Below are 15805 nucleotides of genomic sequence, written 5' to 3' on the forward strand. Positions count from 1 at the left end.
TACCTGTGTACGACGCAGCTGAACGCAACGACAGTAAAGGATACGCATCATGGTCGAGACCGCTACCGCCCAGAAGTCCACCACCGGCTCCGAGTCCGCAGCGCCCGTCCGCAAGGGCCCCCTGCAGACCGACAAGGGCAGCACCACCATCGCCGAGACCGTCGTGCAGAAGCTCGCCGGTGTCGCCACCCGCGAGGTGCCCGGCGTCTTCGCGATGGGCAATGCAGCCCGCCGCGCCTTCAACCAGATCACCGAGCGCATCCCCGGCTCGCAGACGAACGTCAGCGGCGGAGTGAGCGTCGAGAAGGGCGAGCGCCAGGCCGCGATCGACGTGAGCATCGTCGTGGAGTACGGCAGCTCGATCGTCGAGGTCAGCGAGAACATCCGTCGCAACGTCGTCAACTCGGTGGAGCGCGCCACGGGGCTCGAGGTCCTCGAGGTCAACGTGAACGTCACCGACGTGCACCTGCCGGGTGACGACGACGAGGACGACTCGTCCAAGAGCGGCACCGAACTCGAGTAGCACCTGCGGCTCCGACCGTGCGGCGGGAGTACCCGCCGCACGGTGCACGGACCGACACCCCCCTCCGCCCACCAGACAGGACAGCATCATGTCGCGCAGCACCATCGGATTATTCGCAGGTCTCCTGCTGGGGATCGTCGCCGTCTTCGGCGGTTTCCTCCAGTTCATCGCCGTTGTCTTCTTCGCGGCGGTGGGCCTGCTCATCGGCCGTTACCTCGAGGGCAGGCTCGACGTCCAGGACCTGCTGAGCCGCCGCAGCTCGAAGGGCTGAGCGCCATGAGTACGCTCGCGGGCCCTGCGCCCGGTGTCCTCGACCCTGCCGGAAGCACGCACGGCGACCCCGCCACGAGGGGCACCCTCGTCACCAAGGAGAAGGTCCTGCGGAAGATCGCCGGACAGGCCGCCTCCGAACTGCCGTTCATCGGCGGACGGAGCGGAGGACTGCTCGGCCTCGGCGCCTCCGGCGACCTCGACGCCCGCCCGCAGGCCGAGGTCGACCTCGACGGGACCACGGCCTTCGTCTCGCTGACCGTCGCGATGCTCTACCCCACGCCGCTGCGTGCGGGTACCGAGCAGCTGCGCAGTCACGTCACGGAGGTCCTTGAGCGCACGACGGCGGTCCACGTGGGCCGTATCGACGTCACCATCGTCTCCCTCGAGACCGGCACGGCCGGTAGGGGAAGGAGCCTCGAATGAGCAGCACACCCACCCGGACGCTGAGGCGCCGCCCCAGCCGTACCGTCCCGGCCACCGTCACGGCGCTGGTCCTGGTCCTCGGCGGGGCCGCGCTCGCGTGGGCCGGTATCGCGGGACTGACCGGTGACACCACCCTCGCCGAGGGCTCGCTCGCGGCGGGTTCCGGTCTCGCCTGGGGCTCGCCCGCCCTCTACGCAACCGTCGCGGTGTTGGCGGTCCTCGGGCTGGTGCTGCTGTTCGCGGCCCTGGTGCCCGGGCGACGCACGCTCCTGACGGCCGGATCCACATGGGGTGGACCCGAAGGGACGACGACGGTACTCAGCCGATCGGCGGTGGAGCGTTTCGCCGCCGCACGGGCGGAGCAGATCGATGGCGTCTCGTCGGCCAAGGGCAGTCTCCGGGGCTCCCGGCTGAAGCTGTCCGTCACGACCTATCTCCTGTCCACAGGTGATCTTCAGCAAACGGTCAGGAACGCCGTCCAGTCTTCAGTAGACGACCTGGGTCTGGAATCCGCTCCGCGGGTCCGAACGAGCATCCGGACGGAGCACGATGACTGACCCGACGACCGACCTGCATCTGCGCACCCTACCCACCGCTTCGGAAAGGACACGGCCATGAGGCAGTCACCCGCCGCACTCAACCGATCCTGGCTCGCCATCATCGGTGTGCTGCTCCTGCTCGGTGCCGCCGCACTCGTCGTGGCCACCGCAGGACTCCTCGACACCGTGATCCCCGGCGCGGCCGCTCCCGAGAACGGGACACCACTGCTCGCCGTCGACCCTGCGGCGACCGCCGCGGCACCCGCCGTCCTCGGTGGCGCCGCCGGCGTCGGCGTCCTGCTGGCCCTCCTGGGGCTGGCCTGGCTCGCGGCGCAGGTCCCCAGGCGTCGTCGGACCCGGACCTACCGGCTCCACGGAGCCGAGGACAACGGGCTCGTCACGATCAACCCGGCCGTCCTCGAGGGAGCACTCAACGCGGACATCGAGCGCCTGCCGGGCGTGGAGAAGTCGCGGAGCGTGCTGCGGGGGAGTTCCACCGCGCCGGACGTCACCATCCGCACCACGGTGGACCACCGTGCGTCCATCGGCGACACGGTACGTTCCATCCGCGGTGGCGCGGTGGAACGCCTCGCCGGATCGCTCGAGGCGATGCCCCGGACCGTCGCCATCATCGTCGACGTCAGCACCTCGACGTCGAGGACCAGGAACGTTACGCAGTAACGCCCGTTCCGGGATTTCCCGGGATCGGAGAACACCAGCAACCCAGCGGAAGGACACGCACATGAGCTTCATCGACAAGGCGAAGAACAAGGCCGAGGAACTGTCGGGCAAGGCCAAGGAGGCCGTGGGCGACGCCACCGACAACCACGATCTGAAGGCCGAGGGCCAGGCGGACCAGGCGTCGGCGACGACCAAGCAGGCCGGCGAGAACGTGAAGGACGCCGCGACGAACGTCAAGGACGCCTTCAAGTCCTGATCCTGTTCGGCTGAAGCCCCGGAGTGGACGGCTCCGGGGCTTCTCCGTGTCCGGCGTCGGGCACGGACGGGGCGGGATGGAAGAATTGGCTGTACCCACCTGAACCAGGAGCAGACCATGAATCCCCGCACGCTCTTCCGTATCGTCGCCGTGGCCGAGGCGGTGACCTGGGCCTTCCTCCTGCTGGGCATGTTCCTCAAGTACGTCACGCGCACCACGGAGGCCCTCGTGCCACCCGCGGGTGCCGTCCACGGCTTCGTGTTCCTCTGCTTCGTGGTGACCACGGTCTTCATCTGGATCAACCAGCGCTGGTCGGTGATGACGGGCCTGCTCGGCCTCGCTTCCGCGATCGTCCCCTTCGCGACCGTCCCCTTCGAGCGGTGGATCGAACGCCGCGGCCGGCTGGGCGGTGGGTGGCGCCTGGCCCCGGGTGCCGAGGCACCCCGGAATCCCGCGGAGCAGGTGCAGGCCTGGGTGCTGCGGAGCCCGATCGTGGCCCTGCTCGTCGCGATCGTCGGGATCTCGGTCGTCTTCACCGTCCTGCTGCTCGTCGGCCCGCCCGGTTCGTCGAGCTGAGGCGGGCATGCTGGATCTCGCGGACACCACCGACGACGAACGCTTCTTCCTCCACAGCGGGCGGCGCTGGCGGAAGACCGATCCCACCCTTCCCGCGGATGTGCGGGCCCGGCTGATGTCCCACCTCGGCCGCGGCCGCTCGGGCGTCCGCACCAGTGCCAAGGGTGACGACGGCGCAGCACTGCCGCGCGCGCGGCGGACCGTGCAGCTCGCGAAGGAGGGACTCGGCGAACGCGGGACCGCCTGGTGGGACCAGACCGCGGCCGAGCGCGAGGCCCGCTGGACCGCCGCCCTCGAGGAACTCGATGCCCTGCACCCGAAACGGCCCGAGCCGGCCGACCGGGTGGATCGCGCGGATCGGGCCCAGCAGTCGAACCACAGTGAGCACCCGGAGCGGGCCGAGCCTCCGAAGCAGCCGGGCCGCGCACAGGGCCGGACCGGGAAGCGCGACGGCGGTTCGGCCCCGCAACATCCCGGGCATGCCTGATCACCCGTCCGAGAGCGAGCTTCGGGCGGAGATCCTCCGCATCGCGGAGCAGCGCGGGCCGGAGAAGACGCTGTGCCCGTCGGACGCGGCGCGGAGTATCGACGGCGGGACGTGGCGGGACCTCATGCCGGCCGCCCGCCGGCTGGCCTTCGACCTGGCCGCGGAGGGGCGGGTGGAGGTCACGCAGCACGGCGAGGGCGTGGACCGCGATGCCCGCGGTCCCATCCGGATCCGCTGGGTCGGCCCGCCCGGATCGGCGTGACCCTTCCCGGGCGGGCGCTCGGCGGGACGGCCGGGACGTACGGAAGCCGCCGTCGGCACCGGTAGGCGCCGACGGCGGCTTCCCGCCACCCTGCCGAAATGCGGCTACGAGGCCTTCGCCGTGCTCCGGCGGACGGCGTAGGTTCCGCCCGCCGCGGCCACGAGGACCAGTCCGCCGCCCAGGGCGATCATGCCGGTGGTGTTCGACGAGGCCTCCCCGGCCACGCCGGTATCCGCGCCGCCGGACAGCATGGCGCCCATCTGGGTCCTGGCCAGGGTTCCGCAGAGCGCGGGGGAGGTGGCGCCCAGGGGGAGGTCCGTCGCAGCCGGCGCCGTCCCCACCGAATCGGTCTCGGCCGTGCAACCCGGGGTGCGCCCCCGGTCCTCATCCTGACGCGGGCCGGCCGCGTGGCACAGCGGCCGGCGGACCCGGTGCATGCCGTGACACCACCCGGATCGCCCGTGTCACTCCTGCGTGAACTGCAGGTCGGAGCCCTGCCACTCGACGGGTTCGGCGTGCATCGACCGGTAGGTGACCGCGGCGTCCCAGCTGTGGAAGAGCAGGTAGGTGGTGCCGTCGGGTGCCGTCGCGAGGTCCTGCCCGCCCGGCCCGATGTAGCGGTCCCCGCCGAACGAGTCGGAGGAGAGGATGGGCTCGGGGGACTTCTCCCACGGGCCTTCCAGTGCCGGGGCGGTTGCATACCCCACGTTGTACGAGCTGTCCCCGTAGAAGTTGCTGGAGTACAGGAGGGCGAAGCCGTCGTCGCGCGGGACCACGGTCGGCGCCTCGACCAGCAGGCCCTCCCAGTCCAGGGTCTGCTTGACGAGCTTCGTGGTCGGTCCTGCCAGCGCCAGGCCGTCGGCCGAGAGCGGTGCCGTCTGGATCCAGGTGTCCTTGTCGCAGCAGTTGCCGTCGTTCTTCCAGACGAGATTCAGGCCGGTGTCCGTGGCGAACGTGCTGGCGTCGATCGCGCCGCCCTCGTCCTCCGGGCACACCAGCATCCGGTCACCGGCCACCGTGAAGGGTCCCGCCGGATCGGTGGACGTCGCCACGCCGATGCACTGGAGGGCGGGCTCGAAGTTCGTCGTGGTGAAGTACAGGACGAACTGCCCGTCCGCCACCTCGGTCACCTCGGGCGCCCAGGTCTTGCCCGGGATGGTCCAGGACGGCAGCTCCGGCAGGGCGTCGTCGTCGAGCATCTCCCACTCGAGGAGGTCGGTCGATGTCGCGACCTGGACGTTCTTCCGGTTGCCGGCGGAGGCGTACGCGTAATAGACGCCGTCCACCTCGAGGATGTCCGGGTCCGCGAACTCCTCGTCGAGAACCCGGGTGGGGTTCGCCTCCTCGGTCGGGGCGGCGTCGTCGGGAGTGTCCGACGGCGAGCAGCCGGCGGTCGCTGCGGCGAGCGCACCGACCGCCAGCAGGCCGAGGACCCGGCGCAGGAGCGGAGGGATCACCCCTTGACCCCGGACCGTGAGACGCCCTCGATGATGAAGCGCTGGAGGAACACGAAGAGCGCGAGGACGGGAAGGCTGGCGATCACGGCACCGGCCATGAGGAGGTCGTACCGGACCGCGTTCGCCGACTGCAGCGTCGACAGGCCGGGGGGCAGCGTCTGCACCTCGGGTGTGAAGAGCACGTAGACGGGCCACAGGAAGTCGTTCCAGTTGCCCAGGAAGGCCAGCAGTGCGAGCGTCGCCATGGCGGGCTTGGCGAGCGGCAGGATGATCCGGGTGAACATCTGGAAGCGGTTGGCGCCGTCGATCCGCGCCGCCTCCTCCAGGTCGTCCGGCAGCGAGATGAAGAACTGCCGCATGAAGAACACACCGAACGCCGAGGCCGCCGTGGGTACGATGATCGCGATCAGCGAGTTCAGCCAGCCGAGTTCGCTGACGAGCAGGTAGTTCGGGATGACCAGGATCACCGGGGGGACCAGCAGGGTGGCGACGATGACCGCGAAGACGATCTTCTTCCCGCGGAAGTTCATCCGTGCCAGCGGGTACGCGGCCAGCGACGCGGTGACCACGACGAGCGCGGAGTGGATGATCGCGGCCAGCATGCTGTTCGCGAACCACCGCAGGACCGGCGTGTTGGTCCCTGGCGCGAGGATCTCCTTGTACGCGTCGAGCGAGAAGGGATTCGGGATCCACGACGGCGGGATCGCTGTCGCCTCGCTCCGCGTCTTGAACGACGTCACGATCATGAAGATGAGCGGGCTGACGAAGATCAGCGCCACCAGCGCGAGGAGGACGATCTTCAGGACGGTCCGGGGCTGGAGCCTGCGCTGCGGCTTCTCCGCAGGGCCGGCCCCCCGGGGGGTGCGTGTCTCGACACTCGAGCTCATCGGGCGTCCTTCCGTTCGCGGAACAGCCAGAAGACCACGAGGCTCAGGCAGATGAGGAAGAGGGTCAGGACGTAGCTCATGGCGGCTGCGCTGCCCATCTGGAAGTTACGGAGGCCCGTGTCCGCGATCTGGTAGATCGCGGTGCGGGTCTCCCTGCCCGGGCCGCCCTGGGTGATCAGGTAGGACTGCCCGAACATGTTCACCGACGCGATCAGCGTGGTGAGGGTCACGAAGGACAGCACCGGCCGGAGTCCTGGCAGCGTCACATTGACGAACTGCTGCCACGGACTGGCCCCGTCCATGCGGGCGGCCTCGTAGAGCTCCGAGGGGATGTCCTGCAGGCCGGCCAGGTAGATGACGGCATTGAAGCCGAGGGTCCACCACACGGTCACCCCGACGAGGGCCACCCAGGCGGCCGGGGTGGAGGTGGTCCAGGCGATGTCGTCCGGCAGGCCGATCAGGCCGAGGTAGTAGTTGACGAGGCCGATGTTGTTGTCGAGCAGGTAGCGCCACATCACGGCGACGACGGCGACGCCCAGGACGTAGGGCGCGAAGTAGATGGCGCGGAAGAAGTTGCGGCCCGGGAACTTCTTCGCCATGAGCAGTGCCACGGCGAGCGGGATGGTGAGCAGGAGCGGCACGCTGAACAGGGTGAAGATGCCGGTGGCGCGCACCGATCCCCAGAAGTTGGTGAACTGCCCGCTGCCGGACCGGAAGAGCTCGGCATAGTTCTCGAGGCCGACGAAGGGCTTGAGCGGGCGCGTGTAGTCCCAGGTGTGCAGGCTGATCCAGGCGCCGAAGACGATCGGGACGAGCACGAAGGCGATGAACAGGACCAGGTACGGGGCCAGGAAGAGCCAGGGCGTGGCTGCCGCCTGCTTGCGGATCTCACGGGACGGCGACGCCGTCCCCGACGGGCGGGGTGCCCCCTTGCGTGCGGGGGCACCCCCTTCTCGTTCCCTCAGCGTGGTCATGGTGCTTACTCCCCGAACGACGCTTTGTTCTCTTCCATGAGCTTCGAGGCGTTGTCCGCTGCCTCGGTCATGGCGTCCTCCGGCGACTCCTCGCCGAGGACGGCCTTGCTGACGGCGACCTCGAGGGTCTCCGTCTGCACGGCCCCGATGCCGGGGACGGCCGGGAGGAACCGCATGGAGTCGATCTGCTCGGCGATGGGAGCCTGGGGGAGGCCCTCGAGGGCGCCGGCGGCACGGACGGACTCACGGGCGGGGATCATGCCCGAACCGGCCCATTCGGCCGAGTTCTCGCTCAGCCACGCGATGAACACCTTGGCGGCGTTCTGCTTGTCCGGGTCCGGCTGCGCCTGGCGGGGGAGGAAGAAGTTGTGCGAGTTGGCCCAGACGGCCTGCTCGTCCCCGATGGTGGGGATGGGAGCCGCCGCGTACGGCAGGCCGGACGCGTCGAGGTCGTTGACCTGCCAGATGCCGTCCCAGGTGATCGACGTCTCGCCGTTCTTGAACGCGACGTACTGCGAGTCGATCGCCACGGACGAGGGGCTGTAGCCGTCCTCGACGATGCTCCGCTGCCAGTCGATGGCCTCGAGGCCTTCCGGCGAGGCGAAGTTGGCCTTGGATGCCTCGGCGTCAAACGGTTCGTTGCCGTACTGCCACTGGAGCGAGAGGTTCATCAGGTGGCTCGGCCACAGGGTCGGCATCCAGAACGGGTTCTCGTAGCCGGCGGCCTGGAGCTTGGTGAGCGCGTCCTCGAAGGACGCGGCGTCGGTGGGGGCCTCGGTGATTCCGGCCTTCTCGAAGTGCTCCGTGTTGTAGTACATGGCCAGGGAGTGGACATCCAGGGGGATGCCGAAGCGCTCGTCCTGGTAGACGCCTGCGTCCCAGACCTCCTTGGTGAAGTCGTCGCCGCTCAGTTCCAGCGTCTCCGCGAGGTCGTCGACCGGGACGATCACGTTGCGCGCGGCCATCGTGGAGAGCTGGTCGAGGTGCATGACGCCGACGTCCGGTCCCTCGCCGGCCGTCACGGCCGCCGGGAGGCGCTGGTAGAAGTCCGCCCACTGCATGGTGTTCGAGCTGACCTTGATGTTCTCGTGCTCGGCGTTGAAGTCCTCGATCATCTGTTCCATGAACGGTCCGTCGCCGCCCGTGAACCCGTTCCAGAAGGAGAGTTCCACCGCGGGTCCGGTGTATTCGCCGGTGAACTCGCTGGCGGCCTCTTCGCCACCGGAGCCGCCGCAGGCGGTCAGTCCGAGCAGCGCGACGGCGCCGATGGCCGTTGCAGCCCTCAGGCGCCCGCGCAGGGATCGCTTCGTATGGATCATGGTGTCCTCCTCGTTGAAAACGTGCACGCCGCGTAGTGAGTGGCGCGGCGTGTGACCGAGCTTACAGCGCTGTAAAAAAACTGTCCAGAGTCCCTTTCCGGTCCTGTTCCGGAGGCGACGGGGCGGATTGCCACCCGTCCTAGACTTGGGGTGAGCCCGAGGAGCAGCAGATGAGAAAAGTCCGACTCGCCGATGTGGCAGCGGTCGCCGGCGTATCGATGAAGACAGTGTCGAACGTCGTCCACGACTACCCCCACGTGACGCCCGAGATGCGGCGGAAGGTCCAGCAGGCCATCGACGAGCTCGGGTACAAGCCCAATCTCACCGCGCGGCGCCTGGCGACGGGGAAGACCGGCATGATCGCCCTGGCCATCCCCGAGATCGACCACCCCTACTTCTCGGAGCTCTCCCGGTACATCGCCGAGGAGGCGAGCGCACGCGGCTACCGGGTGCTGGTCGAGCAGACCCTGAGCAACCCTGCCGCGGAGCGCGCGGTGCTGAACGACCGCGAGGCCGGGGTGGTCGACGGCGTCATCTTCCACCCCGTCAGCATGAACTCGATGGAGGTCGCGAGGCTCAAGCGGGACGTCCCGGTGGTGCTGCTCGGTGAGTCCACCATGCCCGTCACCGCGGACCACGTGATGATCGACAACGTCGTCGCGGCCCAGGAGGGCGTGGCGCACCTGCTGGCGCAGGGCAGGCGGCGGATCGCCTTCCTCGGCGTGGTCGAGGGCGACGTCACCGGATCCACGGACCAGCGGCTCCTCGGCTACCAGCAGGGCCTGGTCGACGCGCGCATGCCGCTCGATCCCCGGTTGATCCTGTCGGTCACCGACTTCACGCCCGAGGAGAGCGCCCGCGCGGTCCGGGAGGCACTGGCGGCGGGGCTCGGCTTCGACGGCCTGGTCTGCCGTGACGACCGCTTCGCCACGGGTGCGCTCTACGCCCTCCGGACCGCCGGCGTGGGCGTGCCGGAGGATGTCGCCGTCGTCGGCTGGGACGACACCGAACTGGGACGCTGGGCCACGCCGACCCTGACGTCGATCGCCCCGGACAAGCGTGAGCTGGCCGCAACCGCCCTGCAGCTCCTGGGCGAGCGGATCGACGGGTACCAGGGCATCGGCCGCCACCGCATCGTCTCCCACTCGCTGATCGTGCGGGAGAGCGCCCCGCTCGCGGCAGCCGTCCTGTCATCGTGAGGTTGCCTTTACAGCGCTGAAAATGTGCGGCAGGATATCGGCATGCGGAATCCAGATGTGTCGACGGCCAGCCTCCAGGACGGGACCTACCCCCGGCCTCAACTCGTCCGCCGACGGTGGGCGGATCTCGGGGGAGAGTGGGACTTCAGGTACGACGACGAGGATGCCGGCGTCGCCGACGACTGGTTCGCCGGGGCGACGCCGTTCCCCCTGACCATCACCGTCCCGTATCCGCCGGAGTCCGTCCGATCCGGCGTGAACGACACGACCTTCCACCCCGTGGTCTGGTACCGGCGGACCCTCACCCGGGCGGACTTGGTCGAGAGCGGGAGGTCCGCAGCGGACGACCGTCTGCTGCTGCACTTCGGTGCCGTCGACTACCGGGCCACGGTCTGGATCAACGGCGCCCTCGTCGGGACCCACGAGGGCGGCCAGAGCCCTTTCAGCTTCGACATCACCGATCATGCGGCTGCCGCCGCCGAGCTGTCCCTGGTGGTGCGAGCCGAGGATGATCCGCACGACGTCGCCCAGCCCCGCGGCAAGCAGGACTGGCTGGAGGACCCCCACGTCATCTGGTACCACCGCACCACGGGCATCTGGCAGCCGGTCTGGCTCGAATCCGTGCCGGCCGCCTTCATCGAGGGCGCCGTCTGGGAGCCGGACGTCCCGAAGGGATCGGTCCGCCTCGAGCTCGAACTCTCGCCGCAGCGGCACACAGCCCGGACCGTGCGCGTGGACCTCAGCTATGCGGGCCATCCGCTCGGCAGCTACACGGCATCGGCCTCGCAGCCCCGTGTCGTCCTCGACTGCGTCATCCCGCACCAGGCCAACGGCCAGGCCTACGAGTCGCTGCTGTGGTCTCCCGAGGATCCCCGCCTCATCGACGCGACGGTGGCCCTGCTCGACGGCGACGGGTCCGTCGTCGACGAGATCTGGTCCTACTTCGGCCTGCGCAGCGTCGGTACCGCCGGGCGCCACTTCCTGCTCAACGACCGCCCCTACTACGTCCGCTCCGTCCTGGAGCAGGGCTACTGGCCGGAGTCGCTCCTCGCGGCGCCCGACGCGCACGCCCTCCGCGAGGAGGTGCAGCTGATCAAGGACCTCGGCTTCAACGCGGCGCGCCTCCACGAGAAGGTCGAGGACCCGCGCTTCCTGTACTGGGCGGACCGGCTGGGCCTGCTCGTCTGGGGCGAGATGGGCAGCACCTTCGAGTTCTCGCCCACCGCCATGGAGCGGGTCTCCCGCGAGTGGGTCAGCGTGGTCCAGCGTGACAGGTCGCACCCCTGCATCGTCACGTGGGTGCCGCTCAACGAGAGCTGGGGGGTGCAGCAGATCGCCCACAGCGCCGAGCAGCGCCACTTCGCCCAGGCCATGTACCACCTCACCAAGGCCCTCGACGGCTCCCGACCCGTCATCTCCAACGACGGCTGGGAGCACGTGGAGTCCGACCTCTTCACGGTCCACGACTACGCCACCACCTACGAGGACCTCCATGCGAGCTACCGGGATGCTGCCGCGTTCGACGCCGTGGCCCGGGGAGTGGGACCGGCGGGCCGCCGGCTGAGCGTGCTGCCGGACCTGCCCCGGACGGAGCCCGTGATGGTGTCCGAGTTCGGCGGGATCCTCTACGCGCCGAACAGCCCCATCGAGACGTGGGGCTACTCCACGGCCGACTCCGACGAGGACTTCGCCCGGCGCCTGCAGGCGCTCTTCTCCGCGCTCTACGACAGCCCGGTCCTCTCGGGCTTCTGCTACACCCAGCTGACCGACACGCTGCAGGAAGCCAACGGACTGACGGACGAGAACCGGAAGCCGAAGCTGCCGGTGGCCGAGATCCGGAAGATCGTCATGGGACCGACCTGGAGGGAACACGCATGAGCGACATCGCAGCAGGGACGCCGCCCCGGGAGATCCCGGTACCGGAGGGCGCGTCCCCCGAGGCGACCGCCGCCGCGCAGGGGCTCTACACCCGCGGGGTGATCGCGCAGCAGGGCGCATTCACGCGCGAGTGGGCCGCGGGGATGCGCGAGGACATCGATGCAGCCCTCGCCGAGGCACTCGCGCGGCCGGACGGCGCCGTGGGCCGTGGCCCGAAGCGACACTACGTGGAGATCCACCCGGAACAGCTGCGCGGCTGGGTGGATCTCGTGGACCACCCGTGGGTCCGCATGGTCAGCGAAGCAGTGCTCGGCCCGGACTACGAGATCGTGGAGCTCGGGTACGACGTCCCCGGGCCCGGGGCGGTCAATCAGCCGTGGCACCGCGACTTCCCCATGCCGGCGGAGACCAGGGAGCACGGGCGGCTCACCTCGCTCGCCTTCAACCTCACCGCGGTGGACACCGAGGAGGACATGGGGCCCTTCGAGGTGGCGCCGGGGACGCAGTGGGACCTGCCGGAGGGCTTCGACCACGAGATGTTCCCGCCGAAGTCCGCCTACCCGCGGTACGAGGCCCTCGCCGAGCGGAAGTATCCGCGCATGGGTGACATCTCGGCGCGCTCCGCGCTGACCATCCACCGCGGCACGAAGAACGAGTCGCAGAAGTCCCGGCCGGTCCTGGTGCTCGGCGTCGACGCGCCGGGAGCCGGGAACGCGGAACACCACTCCATGGCAGTGACGAAGCCGTTCTTCGACGCACTGCCGGAGCGCGTGCGGCGCCACGTGGTGTGCCCGGTCGTCGACGAGCTGACGCCGATCACGCAGAAGCACTCCATCGAGGGCCTCATGATGGGCGAGGCCTGACAGCCTCCCGGAGTACGACGACGACGGCGGCACCCCCGTGGGTGCCGCCGTCGTCGTTCCTGTGCCCCGCGCCGTGGCGGGTCGATCCTCCCTCCGGATGACGCCCGGCCTACCGGCGGGCGAGCTCCGGATGGTGGAGCTCGGTGACGTCCGGGTGCGCGCGGACGCGTCCCTTCAGGACGTTCGAGCCGTACGAGGACAGCATGGGGTTCTCGGGGTCGTCCGAGATGCCGCGGGCGGCGGCACGCAGTTCCGCCGTCAGCGGTACCGGCTCGATCACGGCATCCAGGCGGGGCGACCAGAAGAACGGGATGGCGTAGCGGTCGACGCCGGGGGCGGGTGCGGTGACGCGGTGGACGGTCGCTGCGAGGTAGCCCTCGGTGGCGACCTCGAGCATCTCGCCGAGGTTCACCACGAGGGCGCCCGGGATCGGCGTGACGGGGACCCACTGCCCGGTCCCGTGCGGGAGGACCTCGAGGCCCCCGACGGCGTCCTGCAGCAGAAGCGTCACGAAGCCGTAGTCGGCGTGGGAGCCGACGCCCTGCGAACCGGCGCCCTCGACCACGCCGCCCACGTAGTGCACGAGCTTCGCCATCCACGCGGGTGAGCCCTCGAACGGCCCCGCGAAGTAGTCCTCCGGCAGGTGGAGCGCGACGGCGATGGCCGAGAGCAGTTCAGCGCCGACCCGGGACATGAGGGCGGCCCACTCCATGGCCCGGACCTCGAGCTCCGGCAGTGCCTCGCGCGGCCACAGGTTCGGGCCCTGCAGGAGCCAGTAGGGCTCGTCCGCGGGGTGGTCGGTGACGGGCTCGCGTTCGGGGGAGAAGTCGATCTGCTCCCGGGCGTCCGGTCGGCCGCGCGTGATCTCGGTGCCGAGTCCGGCGTAGCCGCGGAAGTGCGGTGAGGTGCGGTTGAGGATCGTCAGGCGTTCCTCGAGCGGCAGGGCGAAGAAGCGGCGGGTGATGTCGAAGAGGTCGTCGACCTGCCCGGGGGCCGCGCCGTAGTTGACGATGTGGAAGAAGCCGACGGTGTGGGCGGCGTTGCGCAGTTCCTCGATGAAGCCGGGGGTGAAGGAGCCATCGGTGGAGCGTGCGCTGCTGAGGTCGAGTGTGGGGATCTGCCCCGGTGTGTGCTGCATCTGCAGGAGATTACGCCTCGGCGAAAGACGCGCCCGCGTTTCCGTTACGCCGTATTGCGCTCCTCACCCGGGTCCCTGAGACCGGCCAACGCGCGCACCAGGCGGAGGCCGCCGTCGGACCCCGGCCAGTGGCGCCGCAGTGCGTCCGGGCCCGCGGAGCGCACCACCGCGCGGAGCACGACGGCGATCAGGACGAGGTCGTCCGCGTACCCGACGACGGGCAGGACGTCCGGAACGAGGTCGATCGGCAGCAGGAGGTAGGCGAGCAGCCCCAGGAGCAGCAGGCGGCTCCGCCGAGGCAGTGCACGGTCCGCGGCGAGCCGCCGGACGAGCCGGAGGATGTCCGGGGCGAGGCGCAGTGCGTCGGTCAGCGAGAGCACGTCCGGGTGTCGCCGTGCGTAGACCGCGAGGCAGGCGAGGAAGAGGGCGTAGGCCAGCACCAGGGCGACGACGACCGACAGGACGGCGTGCCGGTCCACGGGTTCAGGCCGCCAGGGCGGCGCGGAGGACGGCGGAGATACTGCCCGTGATCTGCTCCTCCGTGACAGCCTCCGGATCGGCTGCGCACTCCACGGCCATGCCGTTGATGGTGGCCAGCAGGATCGTCGCGAAGACGGTGTAGTGCTCCGGGTCGGACGGCGCGCCGAACGGTGCGGCCCGCTCCGCGAGGGTCGTGGCGAGCAGTGAGCGGCGGTTGCGCCGGTGCTCCCTGAACACGGCGCCCACGTCGGGGTCGCGACCCGCCTGGAGTGCGAACTCGACGACGAGCGCATGCCACCGCTGTTCGCGCAGGACGCCGCGGGCGAGATGACGGGCTGTCCGCGCGATCGTCTCGTCGAGCGAGGTCAGGTGGTCGAGCTGGCTGAGGACGTCCGCGGCGGTGTCGGCGAGGCGTTCGCCCAGGAGGGTCGCGAACAGCTCCTGCTTGGACCCGAAGTTCGAGTAGACGGCGCCCTTCGTGTAGCCGGCGCGCTCGGCGATGGTGTCGAGCCGGGCTGCGACGTAGCCGATCTCCTCGAAGACCTCCAACGCGGCCGCGAGCAGTCCCGCACGCACGTCCTCCCGGCGCGGCCGGCGGCGTGGTCGTCCGGCCGTGGTGTCCGGCATGTCCTTCTGCGTGGTCATCTGCCCTCCTGCAAAGACGATACCATTGGTACTGAATACCGAAAGTATTGAAAATCGAAGGATGTCATGACCCTCTTCCCGCTCGCGCACCGGCCGGATGCCTCCGCGGACGCGCCCCCGGCCGTCGTCGTCGACGGCCTCACCCTGCAGGCAGGGAAGCGCACCGTCTTCGAGGGCATCTCCTTCACCGTTCCCGCCGGTGTCCTCGCGGTCCTCGCCGGCCCGTCCGGCGCGGGCAGGACCGCCCTGGCGCTCGCACTCGCCGGCCGGCTCGCGCCCTCCGGCGGCCGCCTCTCGGTGCTCGGCCTCGCCCTCCCGCGCCGGGCCGGTGCCGTCCGGCGGCGGGTCGGGATCGCAGCCAACGCCACGGTGGCGCCGCTCGACGAGACCCTCACCGTGCGGCACCACGTGGCCGAGGCACTCACGCTCGCCGGCCCCTGGTGGAAGCCCGCCGCCTCACCCCGGCAGGTCGACAGGACGATCTCCGCGGCCAATGACCTGCTCGGCGCGCTCGAGGACGCCTTCGGCGATGATCCCGCTGCCGCGTCCCTCCACCAGGCCAGGCTCCATCGCGGCGAGCTGATCCGGGACACCGCGCCGATCGCGCGTTTCACCCTCAGCCTGCTCCTCGCGCTCATCCCCTCTCCCGACCTGCTCGTCGTCGACGACGTGGACCAGCTCCGCACCGTCGGGGAGCGGCGGGCCGCCTGGGGAGCGCTGCTCACCGTCGAGCGCACGGCCCGCGCCGGCTCGGGCGCCCTGACCGTCGTCGCCACCTGCCAGGAGCGGCGTGAACTCGACGACGTCCTCGACCCGACGCATCGGGTGAGCGCCCTGCCCCTTCGGCCCGTCGCCGTGCAGGTCCTGGCGACTCCCGCCGCGCCCGCCCCCACTCCAGCGGCCTCCCTCGCTCCCTCGGAACCCACCCCAGAAACCAGGTGACGC

Annotated in this window: 21 protein-coding genes; 13 read left to right on the top strand and 8 right to left on the bottom strand. The window is 70.1% G+C overall.

The genetic code is table 11. The features are described 5' to 3' along the window. Window positions 1-49 precede the first annotated feature (49 nt). From ASF21_RS08375 to ASF21_RS08415, 9 genes are all read left to right on the top strand, one after another. Complete coding sequence (locus ASF21_RS08375) at window positions 50-523, top strand: Asp23/Gls24 family envelope stress response protein (RefSeq protein ID WP_055769630.1); 474 nt, start codon at window positions 50-52, stop codon at window positions 521-523. Between the two features lie 88 nt (window positions 524-611). Then, the gene (locus tag ASF21_RS08380) at window positions 612-794 is read left to right on the top strand and encodes a DUF2273 domain-containing protein (protein WP_055769632.1); all 183 of its coding nucleotides are present in this window, start codon (window positions 612-614) and stop codon (window positions 792-794) included. A gap of 5 nt (window positions 795-799) precedes the next feature. Further along, window positions 800-1219: an Asp23/Gls24 family envelope stress response protein gene (locus ASF21_RS08385; protein ID WP_055769634.1), complete on the top strand. Its 420-nt coding sequence runs from the start codon at window positions 800-802 to the stop codon at window positions 1217-1219. Beyond that, window positions 1216-1776, top strand: coding sequence for a DUF6286 domain-containing protein (locus ASF21_RS08390; protein ID WP_055769636.1), 561 nt, complete (start codon window positions 1216-1218; stop codon window positions 1774-1776). The genes ASF21_RS08385 and ASF21_RS08390 overlap by 4 nt, the downstream gene beginning before the upstream one ends. 57 nt (window positions 1777-1833) lie before the next feature. Further along, the gene (locus ASF21_RS08395) at window positions 1834-2439 is read left to right on the top strand and encodes a hypothetical protein (protein WP_055769638.1); all 606 of its coding nucleotides are present in this window, start codon (window positions 1834-1836) and stop codon (window positions 2437-2439) included. Between the two features lie 61 nt (window positions 2440-2500). Further along, window positions 2501-2695, top strand: a complete 195-nt coding sequence (locus tag ASF21_RS08400; RefSeq protein WP_055769639.1) for a CsbD family protein — start codon at window positions 2501-2503, stop codon at window positions 2693-2695. A 117-nt stretch (window positions 2696-2812) separates the two neighbouring features. Further along, window positions 2813-3271, top strand: coding sequence for a DUF3817 domain-containing protein (locus tag ASF21_RS08405; protein WP_055769642.1), 459 nt, complete (start codon window positions 2813-2815; stop codon window positions 3269-3271). 7 nt (window positions 3272-3278) lie between these two features. Next, entirely contained in the window at window positions 3279-3758 is a 480-nt protein-coding gene (locus tag ASF21_RS17150; protein ID WP_082471375.1) for a hypothetical protein, read from the top strand. Next, window positions 3751-4020 (top strand): DUF3253 domain-containing protein, encoded by a 270-nt coding sequence (locus ASF21_RS08415; protein ID WP_055769644.1) that lies wholly within the window; start codon window positions 3751-3753, stop codon window positions 4018-4020. Before ASF21_RS17150 ends, ASF21_RS08415 begins: the two co-directional genes overlap by 8 nt. A gap of 104 nt (window positions 4021-4124) precedes the next feature. Here ASF21_RS08415 and ASF21_RS08420 read toward each other — a convergent pair whose 3' ends face one another. From ASF21_RS08420 to ASF21_RS08440, 5 genes are all read right to left on the bottom strand, one after another. Further along, complete coding sequence (locus ASF21_RS08420) at window positions 4125-4361, bottom strand: hypothetical protein (protein ID WP_157365816.1); 237 nt, start codon at window positions 4359-4361, stop codon at window positions 4125-4127. Window positions 4362-4484: 123 nt separating this feature from the next. Then, a complete protein-coding gene (locus ASF21_RS08425) occupies window positions 4485-5477 on the bottom strand; it encodes a glycoside hydrolase family 43 protein (protein ID WP_235498726.1) in 993 nt (330 codons plus the stop codon). Next, window positions 5474-6364, bottom strand: coding sequence for a carbohydrate ABC transporter permease (locus tag ASF21_RS08430; protein WP_082471376.1), 891 nt, complete (start codon window positions 6362-6364; stop codon window positions 5474-5476). Before ASF21_RS08430 ends, ASF21_RS08425 begins: the two co-directional genes overlap by 4 nt. Then, on the bottom strand, window positions 6361-7338 hold the full coding sequence (locus ASF21_RS08435; protein ID WP_082471377.1) for a carbohydrate ABC transporter permease: 978 nt from the start codon (window positions 7336-7338) through the stop codon (window positions 6361-6363). Before ASF21_RS08435 ends, ASF21_RS08430 begins: the two co-directional genes overlap by 4 nt. Window positions 7339-7343: 5 nt before the next feature. Then, the gene (locus ASF21_RS08440) at window positions 7344-8657 is read right to left on the bottom strand and encodes an ABC transporter substrate-binding protein (RefSeq protein ID WP_055769648.1); all 1314 of its coding nucleotides are present in this window, start codon (window positions 8655-8657) and stop codon (window positions 7344-7346) included. A 170-nt stretch (window positions 8658-8827) separates the two neighbouring features. Here ASF21_RS08440 and ASF21_RS08445 point away from each other — a divergent pair, with 170 nt between their 5' ends. Genes ASF21_RS08445 through ASF21_RS08455 form a run of 3 tightly spaced genes read left to right on the top strand, consistent with a single transcriptional unit; the run spans window position 8828 to window position 12597 of the window. Beyond that, window positions 8828-9856 (top strand): LacI family DNA-binding transcriptional regulator, encoded by a 1029-nt coding sequence (locus ASF21_RS08445; protein WP_055769650.1) that lies wholly within the window; start codon window positions 8828-8830, stop codon window positions 9854-9856. 42 nt (window positions 9857-9898) lie between these two features. Next, window positions 9899-11734 carry a glycoside hydrolase family 2 protein gene (locus ASF21_RS08450; protein ID WP_055769652.1) on the top strand — a complete coding sequence of 612 codons (1836 nt, stop codon included), beginning with the start codon at window positions 9899-9901 and terminating at the stop codon, window positions 11732-11734. Beyond that, the gene (locus ASF21_RS08455) at window positions 11731-12597 is read left to right on the top strand and encodes a phytanoyl-CoA dioxygenase family protein (RefSeq protein ID WP_082471378.1); all 867 of its coding nucleotides are present in this window, start codon (window positions 11731-11733) and stop codon (window positions 12595-12597) included. The genes ASF21_RS08450 and ASF21_RS08455 overlap by 4 nt, the downstream gene beginning before the upstream one ends. Before the next feature lie 109 nt (window positions 12598-12706). On the opposite strand, the gene ASF21_RS08460 is transcribed toward ASF21_RS08455, so the two are convergent. From ASF21_RS08460 to ASF21_RS08470, 3 genes are read right to left on the bottom strand one after another with little or no spacing between them, the layout of a single operon-like run. Next, on the bottom strand, window positions 12707-13735 hold the full coding sequence (locus ASF21_RS08460; RefSeq protein WP_055769655.1) for an isopenicillin N synthase family dioxygenase: 1029 nt from the start codon (window positions 13733-13735) through the stop codon (window positions 12707-12709). A gap of 44 nt (window positions 13736-13779) precedes the next feature. Further along, window positions 13780-14214: a YkvA family protein gene (locus ASF21_RS08465; RefSeq protein ID WP_055769657.1), complete on the bottom strand. Its 435-nt coding sequence runs from the start codon at window positions 14212-14214 to the stop codon at window positions 13780-13782. A 4-nt stretch (window positions 14215-14218) separates the two neighbouring features. After that, on the bottom strand, window positions 14219-14860 hold the full coding sequence (locus ASF21_RS08470; protein WP_055769659.1) for a TetR/AcrR family transcriptional regulator: 642 nt from the start codon (window positions 14858-14860) through the stop codon (window positions 14219-14221). Between the two features lie 66 nt (window positions 14861-14926). Between ASF21_RS08470 and ASF21_RS08475 the strand changes: the two genes are divergently transcribed. After that, complete coding sequence (locus tag ASF21_RS08475; RefSeq protein ID WP_055769661.1) at window positions 14927-15802, top strand: ATP-binding cassette domain-containing protein; 876 nt, start codon at window positions 14927-14929, stop codon at window positions 15800-15802. Window positions 15803-15805: the final 3 nt, after the last annotated feature.

Origin of the sequence: Arthrobacter sp. Leaf234, assembly GCF_001422665.1 — a bacterium.
GTDB lineage: Bacteria > Actinomycetota > Actinomycetes > Actinomycetales > Micrococcaceae > Arthrobacter_D.